Below are 16,434 nucleotides of genomic sequence, written 5' to 3'. Positions count from 1 at the left end.
TTTATGAGCAAGAGCACCGCTGAGATCCGTCAAGCGTTTCTCGATTTCTTCCATAGTAAGGGACACAACATTGTTTCAAGCAGTTCGCTTGTCCCGACAAACGATCCGACACTGTTGTTTACCAATGCCGGGATGAACCAATTTAAAGACGTTTTCCTCGGTCTGGATAAGCGCGATTACAACCGCGCCACCACGTCTCAGCGTTGTGTACGTGCGGGCGGTAAGCATAATGACCTCGAAAATGTCGGCTATACCGCACGTCATCATACCTTCTTCGAGATGCTGGGTAACTTCAGCTTCGGTGATTACTTTAAGCACGATGCCATCAACTACGCCTGGGAATTACTGACCGGCGAAAAGTGGTTCAACCTGCCGAAAGAGAAGCTGTGGGTCACCGTCTATGAGACTGATGACGAAGCTTTCGACATCTGGGAGAAAGAAGTCGGCGTTCCAAAAGAACGTATTATCCGCATTGGCGATAATAAAGGCGGTGCATTCGCTTCTGATAACTTCTGGCAGATGGGCGATACCGGTCCGTGCGGCCCTTGTACTGAGATATTCTATGATCATGGCGATCACATCTGGGGCGGCCCTCCGGGTTCTGCTGAAGAAGATGGCGACCGTTATATAGAAATCTGGAACCTGGTGTTCATGCAGTTCAACCGTCAGGCTGACGGCACGATGTTGCCTCTGCCAAAACCATCTGTAGATACCGGGATGGGGCTTGAGCGTATCACGGCGGTTATGCAGCATGTGAACTCCAACTACGATATCGACCTGTTCCAGAAACTGATCGCGGCAGTGGCAGACGTCACTGGCGCGACCGATCTGACCAACAAATCACTGCGCGTTATTGCTGACCATATCCGTTCATGTGCATTCCTGATTGCGGACGGTGTGATCCCATCGAATGAAAACCGTGGCTATGTGCTGCGTCGTATCATTCGTCGTGCAATCCGTCACGGCAATATGCTGGGCGCGAAGGACACTTTCTTCTACAAACTGGTTGCTCCGCTGATTGAAGTTATGGGTCCGGCTGCGACGGAACTTAAAGAACAGCAGGCGATGGTTGAGCAACTGCTGAAAACCGAAGAAGAACAGTTTGCCCGTACCCTGGAACGTGGACTGGCGTTGCTGGACGAAGAATTGTCCGCATTGGAAGGCGACACTCTGGACGGCGAAATTGCTTTCCGTTTGTATGACACCTTTGGTTTCCCGCTGGATCTGACTGCTGACGTGTGCCGGGAGCGTAATCTGAAAGTGGATGAGGCCGGTTTCGAAAAAGCGATGGACGTTCAACGCCGCCGTGCGCGTGAGTCCAGTGGTTTCAGCGCGGACTATAACAGCATGGTGCGTGTTGATGGCGTCACTCAGTTCTCCGGTTACGAACATCTGCAGCGCCATTCCAAAGTCGTGGCGTTGTTTGTCGATGGTCAGCCCGTGAATGATATTCAGGCTGGCGTTAATGCTATTGTGGTTTTGGATGATACGCCGTTTTACGGTGAGTCTGGTGGCCAGGTGGGTGATAAAGGCGTTCTGAAAACGGCTGCTGGCATCTTCTCTGTTTCTGATACCCAGAAATATGGTAAAGCGATCGGCCATCAGGGCGCACTGAACGCGGGTAAACTGAGTGTCGGCGACAGTGTCGAAGCAGAAGTTGATGCCGCACGCCGTGACCGCATCCGTCTGAACCACTCTGCAACGCACTTGCTGCATGCTGCGCTGCGTCAGGTGCTGGGCAGGCATGTGGCTCAGAAAGGCTCTCTGGTTAACGATAACTATCTGCGTTTCGACTTCTCGCATTTTGAAGCAATGAAACCAGAAGAAATCCGTCAGGTAGAAGATCTGGTGAATGCTCAGATCCGTCGCAATTTGCCTATCCAGACCACCATCATGGATCTGGACGAAGCGAAAGAAAAAGGGGCAATGGCGCTGTTTGGTGAGAAGTATGAAGACAGCGTTCGTGTACTGAGCATGGGGGATTTCTCTACCGAATTGTGTGGCGGTACGCACGCCAGCCGTACTGGCGATATCGGTTTGTTCCGTATTCAGAGTGAATCCGGTACTGCAGCTGGTGTTCGTCGTATTGAAGGGATTACCGGTGAAAACGCGATTAATGCACTGCATCAGCAAAGCGATTTGCTCCAGGATGTGGCGCATTTGGTGAAAGGCGATGTGAACAGCATCACCGATAAAATCCGTTCTTTGATTGAACGTTCACGTGTACTGGAAAAAGAACTTCAGCAGGTGAAAGGTCAGCAAGCCGCGCAGGAAAGTGCCTCACTGTCCAGCCAGGCGAAAGAAGTGAAAGGGGTTAAGCTGTTGGTTCGTCAACTGGATAACGTAGAGCCTAAAATTCTGCGTACGATGGTTGATGACCTGAAAAATCAGCTGGGATCAGTGATTATCGTTCTGGCAACCATTGCTGATGATAAAGTCAGCCTGATTGCTGGTGTCACGAAAGATCTGACCGATCGTGTTAAAGCCGGTGAGCTGATTGCTTCTGTGGCACAGCAGGTCGGTGGAAAGGGCGGCGGTCGTCCAGATATGGCTCAGGCAGGCGGCAGTGATTTGCAGGCATTACCTGCCGCTCTGGCGACGGTTGAAGCCTGGGTTGAAGCTAAGCTGTAATAAGAAATAAATAGCTAACCATGAAAACGCCATAATCTATTGTGCTGTATGGCGTTTTCAGTCTTAATGGCGCTGTAAGCTTCGCGATTAAAGTCGCGACAATGATGATATCGGCTAAACTTAAAGTACACATGGCTGAAGTTGCAGGCTGCTTACATTTTATGTAGGGGTCATGGCTTACGTTTTACCCGCTTATGATCGATAATGGCCGGGAAACTGAGAGACCCGACTCTTTTAATTATTCAAGGAGCAAAGAATGCTTATTCTAACTCGCCGAGTTGGTGAAACCCTCATGATTGGCGATGAGGTTACTGTTACCGTTTTAGGTGTTAAAGGTAATCAGGTGCGCATTGGTGTGAATGCGCCGAAAGAGGTCTCTGTTCACCGTGAAGAGATTTATCAGCGTATTCAGGCTGAAAAGTCTCAACAGTCGAGTTACTGATTTACGAGGCGTCTCGCTAATGGCGAGGCGCTGAACCTCTTTTATGTGCCTTATCACTTATCCCTCCTTCGTTTCCCTGCATTTTCTTTTTTAATTTCTTCGTGTGTTTTATCTCCCGTGTTGTCTTTTCCTGAAAATGAAGGCGTTTTTTTCGCGTTCACGGTCATTTTTTGCATTCAAACTGCTCAGGTTGCGCGTGAAATGTCCAAACGGGTGATTGTTAGGAAAAAAGGGTTTGACTTATAAGGGCCAGAAAGTAATATGTGCGCCACGCAGTGCCGATGAGCTTGAACAAAGTTAGTCAGCACACTCGAAAGAGGCGTATGGTGAGGTGGCCGAGAGGCTGAAGGCGCTCCCCTGCTAAGGGAGTATGCGGTCAAAAGCTGCATCCGGGGTTCGAATCCCCGCCTCACCGCCATTTAAAATGCACCCATAGCTCAGCTGGATAGAGTACTCGGCTACGAACCGAGCGGTCGGAAGTTCGAATCTTCCTGGGTGCACCATACTTTCCTGAACGTATGTTGATTTGCAATCAAATGAGCGTGACGGGCAAACGCAAAAGCGGATGCAGTAAGGAAAATGGTCAGGTAAATCTGCAGTAAGAATCAAAATGCACCCATAGCTCAGCTGGATAGAGTACTCGGCTACGAACCGAGCGGTCGGAAGTTCGAATCTTCCTGGGTGCACCATATTTTGTGTATGTTGAAGCGATGATAAGATTTTACATTGTTCTCAACATGCAGATAGCACGAAGGAAGATAACGTTGCTGAAGCAACGGCCCGCAGGGCGAGGCGATAGCCGAGTAATCTTCCTGGGTGCACCATTCTTTCTCTAAGTATTTCCCGAAAAAAAATCAGTATTACCCCCCTGCACCCATAGCTCAGCTGGATAGAGTACTCGGCTACGAACCGAGCGGTCGGAAGTTCGAATCTTCCTGGGTGCACCATATTCTAAACATGTTTGAGCGACGGCTTTCGTATAGAGTCCTCCGGCATGAAGGTAGCACGAAGGAAAATAACGTTGCTTTAGCAACGGCCCGCAGAGCGAGGCCCTGCCGAGTAATCTTCCTCGGTGCACCAGATTAGAAAACCCGCTTCGGCGGGTTTTTTGCTTTTTACATTTCGCAGCTGTTTCTCCCTCTTCTTTTTCATTTTTCTGGCCTTTCTGACGTGTTCGTATGTGCTGTGTACGTGGACAAAATGCGACTTTCTACAGACTTTGCGATAAAGTAGTTTTCCAGTTTTTTCGTGATCACGGAGCATCCCGATGTACGATCGATACGAAGGGCTAATATTTGATATGGATGGCACCATATTGGATACCGAACCTACGCACCGTAAGGCATGGCATCAGGTATTGACCAAATACAATATGCAGTTTGATGTCGCATCCATGGTTGCTCTGAATGGTTCTCCGACCTGGCACATCGCCAGGTTTGTTATAGACAGTAATAATGTTGAGATGGATCCCCATCTTCTTGCAGCTGAGAAAACGGCTGCAGTGCAGGAAATGTTACTCGATACCGTGCGGCCTTTACCGCTAATTGATGTCGTCAAATCCTATCATGGGCGCCGGCCAATGGCGGTAGGAACGGGCAGCGAGCACTGGATGGCGGATGCATTGTTACGACATTTAGGATTGCGCGATTACTTTGATGCGATTGTAGGTGCCAACGATGTGAAGAACCACAAACCGGCACCGGACACGTTTTTGCGCTGTGCGGAGCTGATCGGCGTGCCTCCTGAAAAATGTGTCGTCTTTGAAGATGCAGATTTCGGTATTGAGGCAGCAAAACGCGCCAATATGGATTTTGTGGACGTACGTAAGCTGTGAGTAGCGCCCTGGCGCTGGCTTCCTTATTCGGCAGCAGCTTTTTAAGCGCCACATTACTGCCTGGAAATTCAGAAGTTTTATTAGTGGCTTTATTGTCAGCTGGCAGCGCAATGCCAGCTGCACTGGTTTTGTCTGCATCTGTTGGCAATACCTTAGGCGGCATAACCAACGTCATCATCGGACGCTTTCTGCCACAGCTTAAGCCTCAGCGTGGACTCAATATTGCACAAGGCTGGCTGAAGCGCTTCGGACCCCCGGCATTATTGCTAAGTTGGTTACCGGTGATGGGTGATGTGTTGTGTGTATTAGCAGGTTGGCTGCGAATGCCGTGGGGGCCTGTAGTCTTTTTCATGTTTATCGGAAAAGCGGTGCGTTACATACTTTTGACTTTTGTAACGCTGGAGGGGCTCTCATGGTTCGGTTAGATTGGCATCAGCTATCAATTATGGTCACATCTATGCAGATTCAGTATGCTTGCAAATTAATGGTTTCACCGAACGGGAGGTCAATTTGATCCCGGATGTATCTCAGGCGCTTTCCTGGCTGGAAGCCCACCCTCAGGCATTAAAAGGTATTCGTCGTGGTATCGAGCGTGAAACGCTTCGGGTTAATCCTGATGGTTCATTAGCGACGACGGGACACCCGGAATCTTTAGGTTCAGCTCTGACGCATCGCTGGATCACCACCGATTTTGCTGAAGCCTTATTAGAATTCATTACGCCCGTCGATGACAATATTGAACATCTGATGGCGTTTCTGCGTGATATTCATCGTCACGTGGCCCGTGAGCTTGGTGACGAGCGTATGTGGCCGTTCAGCATGCCGTGCTTTATCGAATCAGGGCAGGATATTGAACTGGCACAATATGGCGCCTCGAATGTCGGGCGTTTCAAGACGCTTTATCGCGAAGGCCTGAAAAACCGTTATGGCGCACTGATGCAGGTAATTTCCGGCATCCATTACAATTTTTCGTTGCCAATGACGTTTTGGCAGGAGCGGTTGGGTGTTACCGATACCGAAAGCGGGAAAGAGGCCATCTCTGCAGGTTATTTCAAACTCATCCGAAACTATTACCGTTTTGGTTGGGTGATCCCGTATCTGTTTGGTGCGTCGCCTGCAATCTGTTCCTCATTCCTGAAAGGCCGTGTAACGGATCTGCCTTTTGAATATACCGAAGGCGGTTTGTGTTATCTGCCTTATGCGACATCGTTGCGCCTGAGTGATTTAGGGTATACGAATAAGTCGCAGAGCAATCTGGGTATCACTTTTAATGATCTGAACACCTATGTTCAGGGTGTGAAGAAAGCGATCCGCACACCGTCTGCTGAATATGCGGAAATGGGGGTGAAAAAGGACGGCAAGTATCTCCAGCTGAACACCAATGTGTTACAGATTGAGAACGAACTTTATGCGCCAATCCGGCCTAAGCGCGTCACCAAATCGGGTGAAACCCCTTCGGATGCGCTGATGCGCAGCGGGATTGAATACATTGAAGTCCGTTCGCTGGACGTTAATCCGTTCTCGCCAGTCGGTATCGATGCAACCCAGGCGCGTTTCCTGGATCTGTTTTTGGTATGGTGTGCTTTAGCCGATGCGCCGGAAATGAACAGTGATGAGTTGCTTTGTACGCGCAAAAACTGGAACCGCGTCATCCTTGAAGGGCGTAAACCGGGTCAGACAATTGGTATTGGGTGTAACGATGAACGTCAGCCATTAGCCAGCGTCGGCAAAGCATTGTTTGCTGATCTGAATCGGGTGGCTCAGGTCATGGATAATCAAAACGGTGATCATCTTTACCAGGATGTGTGTAAAGAGTTAGCTGCTGCGTTTGATGATCCTGAACTGACTTATTCTGCCCGCATCCTCAAAGATCTGAAACAGCAGGGCCTCGGTAACCTCGGGCTGGACTTGGCGGAAAAATATCGGCAGATGCTGGTGAGTGAACCGCTGGAAGTGTTGGATGAAAGTGCCCTGCTGGCTGAGCAGGATGGTTCATGGCAGCGTCAGCGCAACCTGGAAGCCAGTGATAAGCTAAGCTTTGAAGAATACCTGGCTGCAAATGCAGGCAGTAGTGATAAGTAGAAAAGAAAAAGGCCACAATTAATGTGGCCAAATAAACATCTCTGTTTACAGGGATGATGATAACAAATGCGCGTCTTTCACTAATTAAGACCCGCATGCTGGGAAAAGGTTTCCTGAGTTCGCAAAAAAAATTAATTTATTTAGGAGAGGTGACGATATGCCACTGTTGGATAGCTTTACCGTAGACCATACCCGTATGGCAGCACCTGCTGTTCGCGTCGCAAAAACCATGAATACCCCGCACGGGGATACCATCACTGTGTTCGATCTGCGTTTCTGCCGCCCGAACATTGAAGTGATGCCGGAACGTGGTATCCATACGCTTGAGCACCTGTTTGCGGGTTTCATGCGTAATCATCTGAACGGTAACGGTGTGGAAATCATTGATATTTCTCCGATGGGTTGCCGTACCGGTTTTTACATGAGCCTGATCGGTGTGCCGGAAGAGCAACGGGTTGCTGACGCCTGGAAAGCAGCAATGGCTGACGTTCTGAAAGTGAAAGAACAGCGCCAGATCCCAGAGCTGAATGAATACCAGTGCGGGACTTACGAAATGCATTCCCTGCAGGAAGCCCAGGAAATCGCACAACACATTATCGATCATGATGTTGTCGTGAACCGTAACGATGATCTGGCTCTGCCAAAAGAGAAATTGTCTGAACTGCACATCTAGTTTTTAGTTGGTGTTGATGACAAAAAAGACGCAAAGTTCGCGTCTTTTTTATGTCTGAAATTCAGAAGGTTAGTGCTGATTTACAGTGCTTTGCAACGGTTGTAATGGCCGGACCTGCACCTGTTTAATCATGTTGTCATGTACATCCAGGATCTCAACTTCATAATCTTCAATGCGCAGGCTGGTTCCGATTGTCGGGATCTCTTCCAGTACTTCCAGCAGCATGCCGTTGATCGTTCTTGCTTCTTCGGCGGGAAGATGCCAGTTAAAGGCTTTATTCAGTTCCCGCACGTTCGCACTGCCTTCAATCAGCACTGAACCATCGCTTTGTGGCGTGACTTCTTCAGCCAGCGTCGGTGACATTGAGGTTGTGAAATCGCCGACGATTTCTTCGAGGATATCCTCAACCGTGACCAGCCCCTGAATATCACCGTATTCATCAACCACGATGCCCACTTTCTTTTTATTCCGCTGGAATTTTACCAACTGAATGTTCAGCGGGGTGCCTTCCGGAATGTAGTAAATCTCATCAGCGGCGCGCAGCAGATTTTCTTTGGTAAACTCTTTTTTCTCGGTCATCAGGCGATAAGCTTCGCGCAAACGCAACATCCCAATTGCGTCGTCGAGTGAGTCCCGATAAAGCACAATACGGCCATGAGGCGAGTGAGTAAGCTGACGAATAATCGACTTCCAGTCGTCGTTGATATCAATACCAACGATTTCATTGCGCGGCACCATGATGTCATCAACAGAAACTTTCTCCAGATCAAGCACGGAAAGCAGCATGTCCTGATTTCGGCGCGAGATATTGGAGCGAGACTCGTTCACGATGGTACGCAGTTCTTCTTTACTGACGGCATCACTGAGGCTGGTGGTGGTTTTGATGCCGAACATTCTCATCAGCAAACGCGAGAGACTGTTAAGGATCCACACCAGCGGCATCATAATGGTCTGCAGCGGACGCAACAAAATGCTGCTCGGGAAGGCGATACGTTCAGGATTCAGTGCGGCAAATGTTTTAGGCAGCACTTCTGCAAACAGCAGAACGACAAATGTCAGGACGCCCGTGGCAATTGCCACACCGGCATCGCCGTACAGACGGATACCCACAATGGTTGCCAGAGCGGAAGCAAGGATGTTGACCAGATTGTTGCCGATAAGTACCAGGCTTATCAGCTGATCCGGGCGTTTTAACAGCTTTTCGACGCGCCGCGCCGCGCGGTTACCTTGTTTAGCCAGGTGACGTAACCGGTAACGGTTGAGTGTCATCATACCGGTTTCGGAGGCTGAAAAATAAGCCGAAACCACCACCATGATGATCAATGTGATGATCAGGGTTGTTGTTGAGACGTGCTCCAACGGGTATTCCTTTTAATTAATGAACCATGATTTGCTGGATCAGGCGACTGCCAAAATAGGCAAGGGTCAATAGGATGGCGCCCGCCATGCTGAACCATACCACGCGACGGCCACGCCAGCCTTCGTGATAATGGCCCCACAGCAGGACGATATAAACGAACCATGCCAGTATCGATAAGACGGCCTTGTCGATATTCTCCGGGCTGAACAGGTTGTTCAGATACAGTAATCCGGTGCACAGCGTCAGTGTCAGTAAAATCACGCCAATCTGGGTGATGTGAAAAAGTTTGCGTTCAATACTCATCAGCGGCGGCATATCAGCCGTAAACGTCAGGCGTTTATTCTTCAGCTGATAATCCAGCCATGCCAGCTGCAACGCATAAAGAGCGGCAATCATCAGCGTAGCATAAGAGAATAATGCCAGGCCGATATGTACCAGTAAGCCTTTGCTTTCCTCAAGGTGCGTGATGAACTCACCCGGAAGAAACGTCACGAACGCCAGATTGATCAGCGAAAAACTGTAAACAATAGGCAAAACGAACCAGCCGCGATTGCGCGAGGCGACGATGGTCATTACCGTTCCGATGATTAAACTGACTACCGAGCCGATATTGACCAGGCTGAGGTTCTGGCCGGTGCTGACATCAAAAATACGCTGCTGCAACGCCACGGCGTGGCAAACCAGTGCCACCACAACAGACATCAGTGCTAAGCGCCGGTATGCGCTGTTCTTCCGGATGATGCTCGGAATAATCAGTGCAAGGCTGAACAGATAGGCCAACATGGCGACGAGAGCAAAAACTGACATAGCGTTTCGGTTGCATCGAAAAGTGAATGAGAACCGCAGTATAACGTTACCCGCGTCACGCTCCAACCTATCTGAGATGCCAAAGCAGAGATCGTCCGCACTTCGTGTTATAATCCCGCAATTACGTCGCAAAAGCGGCCTGTCATTACGTTGAGCAAGAGACGATGTTTGAGAATTTAAGCGATCGATTGTCGCGCACACTGCGCAATATCAGCGGCCGCGGGCGGCTGACCGAAGAGAATATCAAAGAGACATTACGTGAAGTGCGTATGGCGTTACTGGAAGCGGACGTTGCGCTGCCGGTCGTACGTGACTTCATCAACCGGGTGAAGGAAAGCGCTGTTGGCCATGAGGTCAATAAGAGCCTGACGCCGGGTCAGGAATTCGTCAAAATTGTCCAGAAAGAACTGGAAACCGCGATGGGTGAGGCTAACACCGAACTCAACTTAGCGGCACAGCCTCCGGCTGTGGTGCTGATGGCAGGTTTACAAGGTGCCGGTAAAACAACCAGCGTCGGTAAGCTGGCGAAGTTCCTGAAAGAAAAGAAAAAGAAAAAAGTACTGGTCGTGTCCGCCGACGTTTATCGCCCTGCGGCGATCAAGCAGCTGGAAACCCTGGCGCAACAAGTTGAAGTGGATTTCTTCGCGTCTGACGCGCAGGAAAAACCGGTTGATATCGTTAACCGTGCCCTGCAGCAGGCGAAACTGAAATTCTACGACGTGTTGATTGTCGATACTGCCGGTCGTTTACACGTCGACGAAGCGATGATGGACGAAATCAAACAGGTACATGCCGCGATTAATCCGGTGGAAACCTTGTTTGTTGTCGATGCCATGACCGGTCAGGATGCTGCGAATACCGCAAAAGCGTTCAACGAAGCGCTGCCGCTGACCGGTGTGATCCTGACGAAAGTGGATGGTGATGCCCGTGGCGGTGCTGCGCTGTCGATTCGTCATATCACCGGCAAACCGATCAAATTCCTGGGTATGGGTGAAAAAACCGATGCACTGGAGCCGTTCCATCCGGATCGTATTGCCTCCCGTATTCTGGGCATGGGCGACGTTCTCTCTCTTATCGAAGACATTGAGAGTAAAGTTGACCGCGCGCAGGCAGAAAAACTGGCCAGCAAACTCAAAAAAGGCGACGGCTTTGACCTGACCGATTTCCTCGAGCAGCTCAAGCAAATGCGTAATATGGGTGGCATGGCGAGTATGATGAGCAAACTGCCGGGTGTCGGTCAGTTGCCGGATAACGTCAAATCCCAGATGGATGACAAAGTGCTGGTGCGGATGGAAGCGATCATCAATTCGATGACGCTGAAAGAGCGCGCTAAGCCAGAGATTATTAAAGGCTCCCGCAAGCGTCGTATCGCGATGGGTTCCGGCATGCAGGTGCAGGACGTCAACCGCTTACTTAAGCAGTTCGACGATATGCAGCGCATGATGAAGAAAATGAAGAGTGGCGGCATGGCGAAAATGATGCGTGGCATGAAAGGTATGATGCCACCGGGTTTCCCTGGCCGTTAATCGACGTCACTGCCTATATATCAGCCATATAGGCGGCTCATGCAAAATGGTGGCTAAGGTTTCTACGCTTTAGATTGCTTTTTGCGCCAAAATGAGTAAAATTTTCGGGCTTTTTATATTGCAACCAGACCCCGTTCCCCGATGGGGTCTGGTTGTTTTATTAACTAAAGAGGATGTTATGGTAACAATTCGTTTAGCACGTGGCGGCGCAAAAAAGCGTCCGTTTTATCAAGTAGTAGTGACCGACAGCCGCAACGCTCGTGACGGTCGTTTCATCGAACGCGTAGGTTTCTTCAACCCATTGGCTTCTGGCCAGGCTGAAGCACTGCGTATGGATCTGGACCGTGTTGCCCATTGGGTTGGTCTGGGTGCTACCGTTTCTGATCGCGTTTCTGCGCTGATCAAAGACGCTAAGAAAGCAGCTTAATCTGTCGCGGTGGTGGCAATGAGCAAGCAATCCAATCCAGTGGTACCCGCTGAGCCGTTAGTCCTTGGCAAAATGGGTTCAACATACGGCATTCGTGGTTGGCTCAGAGTGTTTTCATCCACCGAAGACGCTGAAAGCATCTTTGACTACCAGCCCTGGTTTATCCAGCGTGCCGGTAAATGGCAAGTTGTCGAGCTGGAAGGCTGGAAACGCCATACTCAGGACCTGATTATCAAAGTCAAAGGCGTTGATGATCGGGATGCGGCGAATCTTCTGACCAATTGCGAAATTGTTGTCGATTCAAAGCAACTGCCTCCACTGGAAGACGGTGACTACTACTGGAAAGACCTTTTTGGTTGCCAGGTAGTGACAACTTCCGGTTACGAACTGGGCAAAATCATCGATATGATGGAAACCGGTTCTAACGATGTGATGGTAGTTAAAGCCAACCTGAAAGATGCCTTCGGACTCAAGGAGCGGTTGATTCCGTTCCTCGATGGGCAGGTTATCAAGAAAGTCGATCTCACTACTCGCACTGTTGAAGTAGATTGGGATCCTGGTTTTTGACCTCCGTAGTGTTTACTCATGTAAACAAGGTCTGGTTGAGCGGTCAAACATTTGGAAGGGGTAGGCTATGTGGATCGGTATAATTAGCCTGTTTCCTGAAATGTTCCGCGCAATTACGGATTACGGGGTAACTGGCCGGGCAGTTAAGAATGGCCTGTTGAGCGTAAATTGCTGGAGTCCACGTGATTTCGCATACGATCGACATCGTACCGTGGATGAGCGCCCTTACGGCGGTGGTCCCGGAATGCTGATGATGGTGCAACCCTTACGGGAAGCCATTCATGCAGCAAAAGCAGCGGCAGGCGAAGGTGTGAAAGTGATTTATCTTTCACCTCAGGGGCGCAAGCTGGATCAAACCGGTGTTTGCGAACTGGCGGCTCATCAGAAAATTATTCTGGTTTGTGGCCGTTATGAAGGGATCGATGAGCGCATAATCAAAACCGAAATTGATGAAGAATGGTCAATTGGCGATTATGTTCTTAGCGGTGGAGAGTTGCCGGCAATGACTCTGATTGATTCAGTTTCCCGTTTTATACCGGGTGTTCTGGGTCGTCAGGCTTCAGCAGAAGAAGATTCTTTCGCTGACGGATTGTTGGATTGTCCCCATTATACCCGCCCTGAAGTGTTGGAAGGCATGGAGGTACCGCCAGTTTTACTGTCGGGAAATCATGCTGATATACGTCGCTGGCGCCTGAAACAGTCGCTGGGTCGAACCTGGCTTAGAAGACCTGAACTTCTGGAAAACCTAGCTCTGACTGACGAGCAAGAGGTGTTGCTAAGAGAGTTCCAAAAGGAACATCGGCTTAGTCAACAAAACTATGAAGGGAACGCCAAAGCATAACGCGAGGCCGTCCCGATATATCAGTTTACCTAGGGTAAGAGACATATTATGAGCAATATCATTAAACAAATCGAACAAGAGCAGATGAAGCAAGACGTACCTGCATTCCGTCCAGGTGATTCTCTGGAGATTAAGGTATGGGTCGTTGAAGGTTCTAAAAAGCGTCTGCAGGCATTCGAGGGCGTGGTTATCGCTATTCGTAACCGCGGTCTGCACTCTGCATTCACTGTTCGCAAAATTTCTAACGGCGAAGGTGTTGAGCGTGTATTCCAGACTCACTCCCCGGTAATCGACAGCATTACTGTTAAACGCCGTGGCGCCGTTCGTAAAGCTAAACTGTACTACCTGCGTGAGCGTACTGGTAAGTCTGCTCGTATTAAAGAGCGTCTTAACTAAGGTATCGCTAACGCGACATCTACTAGTTAATATAGAACAAGGGGTTAGCCATCGGCTAACCCCTTTTTTTTGCATCAATGACCACATATTGACTACGCAGCAGAAGGCTGGCTACCCGGCTTTGAGATAACCCTGGCGACCGATTCATGCGTAGCAAACGTGCAACTGCATTCAATATTCTGGCACTGATGATAGCGTTCTTTTGTTGATTCACTCAGATAACGGCTTGAGCGTGTATGGGCGACCTTTCCACAAAGCGGACAATGCATCATAAAAACCTCCGGCATGACAGGTAAGCGATGAGGTCATTATGAAACCCATGACTCGCAAAAGCAAGTTAATATTATGAAATTGAAGATTTATAGGTCGTATATGCAACATAAGGCTTCAGATTCAACATGGTAGCAAAACCTTTCTCATTGATTTCGTGCAGAGCTGAATCAATGAGCCGCTGTTGCAACTGAATCGGTTTTTGCATGTTGTGCCTCCTGACACTGTTTGATGGCTTCAATTTGTAAGCCGCAATCCATCAGCGCAGATTCCAGCTGAAGAATATCGGCACTCAGGTCCTGGTTAGTGGCGGGATGACTGGCCGGTATCGGGCAGGAACTCACTGCCGGACAGCCAACGTAAATAATCGCTGGCGGAGCTGAAGGCGGGGCGCTGGTGCAGCCGGCTAATATCAGCAGGCAACCCGTTGTCAGCCCACTGACGGGTTTGCGAATTTTCATAGAGGCTCCTCAGCCTTTGTTGTTCACGGGCTTGCATCACCTGTTGAGCGGCGCTCAGGTTTTTGCGTAATGACAGTTCCGCCTGTTCACGCTGACGCATTTGTTGGTTTAACAGGATGATCAACTGCTCCCGTTGATGTAACTGTGTGCTCAGGGCATCACGTTGCTGACGGCTCTTATCGAGGTCGTGCTGTAATGAGCGGTTGGAAAGTATCAACATGGCAACCAGCAAAGTCATTGCGGCCAGAACGGCCAGAAATATGCGCATTCATATCCCTTTCAGGCAGAGGGCACGTTCGGCGTTTCGCCTGCGTTCCAGACCCCGGTTGCGTTCGCCATTGACGAAAACCCACCGTGGCAGCTGATCACAGGCTTGTCGCCATTGCCATTTGTTGATGAAAAACGCCAGTGTTGATCTACACGCGGCACCGGTACCGACGTTAAAACTGAAGGACACCACAGCATCAAAAACCGGTTGAGGCATCGTGACCGGCATGCATTTTTTGATGGCACGCTCGGTTTGCTGAATATCGGCCAGCAGGTTTTCAGCGGCCTGATGTTCAGTTATTTCCCGTGCCGGTTTAACGCCTGCCGTATGGCCAATACCGCTGGTCCATACCCCGGCGCTGCACTGATAGGGTTGCAGCTGACAACCTTCAAAGTCGGTGATCAGCCGCAATCCTTCTTCCGACACCTGCAATGACAGGTAGCCCGGCAATGCCGCCATCAGCCCTAACACGACGGCAACGCTGCAGCGTTTAAGAGTTGAGGTTTTCATAGTCGTCTTTGCTCAGGCTTTTACGTGCCAGCAACTGGTAGCTTTTGCGCCGGTAGTACCAGTTGATCAAAAACGTGCCGACACCCACTGCTGAGCCGATCAGAAAGGCAACATCTTGCGAGGTCAGACTGGCAAGCCAGGTCAGCGAGGTGGCTATAAAATAGGCACAGCCTGAACTGATGCGTTCTGTATTCAGTCCCATAATTTGAGAACCTCCTGTACGGGTTGTTCTGCTATGTCTGGCATATCGACGGCTGTGCCATGGGGTAATAACGGGCCTAAATCCGCGATGCCAGTATTGGCGGCATACACTTTTTCGACGACGGACACCGTGCGGTTGTAATAGCGCCAGCATAGGGAATCGAGGGTATCGCCCTGTTGTGCATAGATTTTCATGGGTTTTCTCCGCAAGTGAATGAAATCGTCAGGGGGTGAGTTCAGTCTGCGTAATAGCACGCCGGGAGACAATCTGAGAGGGGTGTGAAACGGCTGGCACAACAGATAAGCAGGCAGTGAAGACAGGGAGAGGGCGGGGCGCTTACTCCGGAGGGAAACCGGTCGGGCAAGCGCCAGCAATGTTGATGACTACCGCTGCGGAGTCTGGCAATCAGTGGGTGTCGTCAGCGCTCCCGTTGCAATACACAGCGTCCTGATTTTCGTCAGTCAGCGCCTGGCTGGCCAGCTCTGAGATCAGTGACATCACGACCAGAAATTCTTTTGGATTGCATTGCGCCGTCTGCGAAATGTCTGCGATCAATTGTATCCTGGACAACGTTAGCTGTTGTTTAGTCAGGTTTTCCATTTTCTCCCCTCGCCAGATACTGTGTTTATATACAGTATTCTTTAATTGATGTAATACGTCAACAGTCAGGGTATTTCAAAATTTATAATTCATTGAATTTATGAATGAATTTTTATTGGCGTGGTTTTTGTATCAATTCAGACCGTCATCATTAGGTCGGGAGGCGGTTAAACGTTTCTTCTTCCATGAGTAGCTTTTGCGAGATTTGACGATTCAGATTGTTTCTCGCGTTGACCTGTTTAATACGCGGCCACAAGCGTTGTGTGAAAACTGTCATCAGGAAATGAAACGCAGCGCGACCCCTTTTGTTTCCAGCAAAAAGGTATATCGCTGATATAAAAGTGTTCGCAGGCAACGGGGCAGCGTTGCCAGCTGAGAAAGGGCCATTTGCTGGCGCTGACAAAAATCACGAGTCAGGGGCTTTTCCAGCGGACTGCTGAGCGCGGCACGCGGGGCAACTCCACCACCAGCCGCCCGGAAAACCTTGCCCGGCTCTCCGGTTAAGCGCGGGCGGCGGTAAAGCAATTGTTCTGTCTG

General features: G+C 49.8%; 22 protein-coding genes, 4 tRNA genes and 1 pseudogene. 15 read left to right on the top strand and 12 right to left on the bottom strand.

The genetic code is table 11. The features are described from left to right. Window positions 1-3: 3 nt before the first annotated feature. Both alaS and csrA read left to right on the top strand, forming a co-directional pair. Window positions 4-2,631, top strand: coding sequence for an alanine--tRNA ligase (gene alaS / locus J1785_RS23320; protein ID WP_217220890.1), 2,628 nt, complete (start codon window positions 4-6; stop codon window positions 2,629-2,631). Between the two features lie 256 nt (window positions 2,632-2,887). Continuing rightward, complete coding sequence (gene csrA / locus J1785_RS23315) at window positions 2,888-3,073, top strand: carbon storage regulator CsrA (RefSeq protein ID WP_000906486.1); 186 nt, start codon at window positions 2,888-2,890, stop codon at window positions 3,071-3,073. A gap of 53 nt (window positions 3,074-3,126) precedes the next feature. On the opposite strand, the gene J1785_RS26905 is transcribed toward csrA, so the two are convergent. Further along, complete coding sequence (locus tag J1785_RS26905; RefSeq protein WP_274388859.1) at window positions 3,127-3,249, bottom strand: hypothetical protein; 123 nt, start codon at window positions 3,247-3,249, stop codon at window positions 3,127-3,129. 149 nt (window positions 3,250-3,398) lie between these two features. On the opposite strand from J1785_RS26905, the gene J1785_RS23310 reads away from it, so the two are divergent. The 8 genes from J1785_RS23310 (at window position 3,399) to luxS (ending at window position 7,662) form a co-directional block, all read left to right on the top strand. After that, a tRNA-Ser gene (locus J1785_RS23310) sits at window positions 3,399-3,491 on the top strand. Between the two features lie 8 nt (window positions 3,492-3,499). Beyond that, window positions 3,500-3,576 (top strand) — tRNA-Arg (locus J1785_RS23305). 109 nt (window positions 3,577-3,685) lie between these two features. Beyond that, window positions 3,686-3,762: transfer RNA gene (locus tag J1785_RS23300), tRNA-Arg, on the top strand. A 181-nt stretch (window positions 3,763-3,943) separates the two neighbouring features. Further along, window positions 3,944-4,020 (top strand) — tRNA-Arg (locus J1785_RS23295). Window positions 4,021-4,340: 320 nt separating this feature from the next. Then, window positions 4,341-4,907, top strand: coding sequence for a fructose-1-phosphate/6-phosphogluconate phosphatase (gene yqaB, locus J1785_RS23290; protein ID WP_129954601.1), 567 nt, complete (start codon window positions 4,341-4,343; stop codon window positions 4,905-4,907). Continuing rightward, complete coding sequence (locus J1785_RS23285; protein ID WP_129954602.1) at window positions 4,904-5,332, top strand: YqaA family protein; 429 nt, start codon at window positions 4,904-4,906, stop codon at window positions 5,330-5,332. Before yqaB ends, J1785_RS23285 begins: the two co-directional genes overlap by 4 nt. Before the next feature lie 85 nt (window positions 5,333-5,417). Beyond that, a complete protein-coding gene (gshA, locus tag J1785_RS23280; protein ID WP_129954603.1) occupies window positions 5,418-6,989 on the top strand; it encodes a glutamate--cysteine ligase in 1,572 nt (523 codons plus the stop codon). Window positions 6,990-7,146: 157 nt separating this feature from the next. Continuing rightward, window positions 7,147-7,662, top strand: a complete 516-nt coding sequence (luxS, locus tag J1785_RS23275) for an S-ribosylhomocysteine lyase (RefSeq protein WP_129991587.1) — start codon at window positions 7,147-7,149, stop codon at window positions 7,660-7,662. Window positions 7,663-7,731: 69 nt separating this feature from the next. On the opposite strand, the gene J1785_RS23270 is transcribed toward luxS, so the two are convergent. Both J1785_RS23270 and J1785_RS23265 read right to left on the bottom strand, forming a co-directional pair. Beyond that, window positions 7,732-9,021, bottom strand: coding sequence for an HlyC/CorC family transporter (locus J1785_RS23270; protein ID WP_217220888.1), 1,290 nt, complete (start codon window positions 9,019-9,021; stop codon window positions 7,732-7,734). A gap of 16 nt (window positions 9,022-9,037) precedes the next feature. Continuing rightward, window positions 9,038-9,829 carry a cytochrome C assembly family protein gene (locus tag J1785_RS23265; RefSeq protein WP_129954606.1) on the bottom strand — a complete coding sequence of 264 codons (792 nt, stop codon included), beginning with the start codon at window positions 9,827-9,829 and terminating at the stop codon, window positions 9,038-9,040. A gap of 164 nt (window positions 9,830-9,993) precedes the next feature. On the opposite strand from J1785_RS23265, the gene ffh reads away from it, so the two are divergent. The 5 genes from ffh to rplS all read left to right on the top strand — a co-directional run bounded on the left by ffh (window position 9,994) and on the right by rplS (window position 13,586). Further along, a complete protein-coding gene (gene ffh, locus J1785_RS23260) occupies window positions 9,994-11,355 on the top strand; it encodes a signal recognition particle protein (RefSeq protein ID WP_129954607.1) in 1,362 nt (453 codons plus the stop codon). 178 nt (window positions 11,356-11,533) lie between these two features. Further along, on the top strand, window positions 11,534-11,782 hold the full coding sequence (gene rpsP, locus J1785_RS23255; RefSeq protein WP_015689395.1) for a 30S ribosomal protein S16: 249 nt from the start codon (window positions 11,534-11,536) through the stop codon (window positions 11,780-11,782). A gap of 18 nt (window positions 11,783-11,800) precedes the next feature. Continuing rightward, window positions 11,801-12,349 carry a ribosome maturation factor RimM gene (gene rimM, locus J1785_RS23250; protein ID WP_129954608.1) on the top strand — a complete coding sequence of 183 codons (549 nt, stop codon included), beginning with the start codon at window positions 11,801-11,803 and terminating at the stop codon, window positions 12,347-12,349. A 67-nt stretch (window positions 12,350-12,416) separates the two neighbouring features. Beyond that, window positions 12,417-13,190, top strand: a complete 774-nt coding sequence (gene trmD / locus J1785_RS23245; RefSeq protein ID WP_013574037.1) for a tRNA (guanosine(37)-N1)-methyltransferase TrmD — start codon at window positions 12,417-12,419, stop codon at window positions 13,188-13,190. Window positions 13,191-13,238: 48 nt separating this feature from the next. Further along, on the top strand, window positions 13,239-13,586 hold the full coding sequence (gene rplS, locus J1785_RS23240; protein ID WP_013574038.1) for a 50S ribosomal protein L19: 348 nt from the start codon (window positions 13,239-13,241) through the stop codon (window positions 13,584-13,586). Window positions 13,587-13,678: 92 nt separating this feature from the next. Here the strand turns inward: rplS and J1785_RS23235 are convergent, their stop codons facing one another. The 9 genes and pseudogenes from J1785_RS23235 to J1785_RS23200 form a co-directional block, all read right to left on the bottom strand. Continuing rightward, window positions 13,679-13,858 carry an ogr/Delta-like zinc finger family protein gene (locus J1785_RS23235; RefSeq protein WP_129954609.1) on the bottom strand — a complete coding sequence of 60 codons (180 nt, stop codon included), beginning with the start codon at window positions 13,856-13,858 and terminating at the stop codon, window positions 13,679-13,681. Between the two features lie 71 nt (window positions 13,859-13,929). Continuing rightward, complete coding sequence (locus J1785_RS26900; RefSeq protein ID WP_268839009.1) at window positions 13,930-14,064, bottom strand: hypothetical protein; 135 nt, start codon at window positions 14,062-14,064, stop codon at window positions 13,930-13,932. Then, window positions 14,027-14,269: an Rz1-like lysis system protein LysC gene (lysC, locus tag J1785_RS23225; protein ID WP_266060980.1), complete on the bottom strand. Its 243-nt coding sequence runs from the start codon at window positions 14,267-14,269 to the stop codon at window positions 14,027-14,029. Before lysC ends, J1785_RS26900 begins: the two co-directional genes overlap by 38 nt. After that, a complete protein-coding gene (gene lysB / locus J1785_RS26835; RefSeq protein ID WP_129991577.1) occupies window positions 14,160-14,585 on the bottom strand; it encodes an Rz-like lysis system protein LysB in 426 nt (141 codons plus the stop codon). Before lysB ends, lysC begins: the two co-directional genes overlap by 110 nt. Further along, a complete protein-coding gene (locus tag J1785_RS23220; protein ID WP_217138223.1) occupies window positions 14,586-15,095 on the bottom strand; it encodes a lysozyme in 510 nt (169 codons plus the stop codon). Next, window positions 15,076-15,297: an HP1 family phage holin gene (locus J1785_RS23215; RefSeq protein ID WP_015695945.1), complete on the bottom strand. Its 222-nt coding sequence runs from the start codon at window positions 15,295-15,297 to the stop codon at window positions 15,076-15,078. Before J1785_RS23215 ends, J1785_RS23220 begins: the two co-directional genes overlap by 20 nt. Beyond that, window positions 15,288-15,491, bottom strand: a complete 204-nt coding sequence (locus tag J1785_RS23210) for a tail protein X (protein WP_217220884.1) — start codon at window positions 15,489-15,491, stop codon at window positions 15,288-15,290. Before J1785_RS23210 ends, J1785_RS23215 begins: the two co-directional genes overlap by 10 nt. A gap of 211 nt (window positions 15,492-15,702) precedes the next feature. Then, a complete protein-coding gene (locus tag J1785_RS23205) occupies window positions 15,703-15,897 on the bottom strand; it encodes a hypothetical protein (RefSeq protein WP_129991574.1) in 195 nt (64 codons plus the stop codon). A gap of 276 nt (window positions 15,898-16,173) precedes the next feature. Further along, window positions 16,174-16,434 (bottom strand): annotated as a pseudogene (locus tag J1785_RS23200) (hypothetical protein); the annotation flags it as partial.

Source organism: Rahnella perminowiae (assembly GCF_019049755.1).
In the GTDB taxonomy this organism is placed as follows: domain Bacteria; phylum Pseudomonadota; class Gammaproteobacteria; order Enterobacterales; family Enterobacteriaceae; genus Rahnella; species Rahnella perminowiae.
Note: the sequence above shows the minus strand (reverse complement) of the source record. Positions and strands in the feature narration are given on the sequence as shown.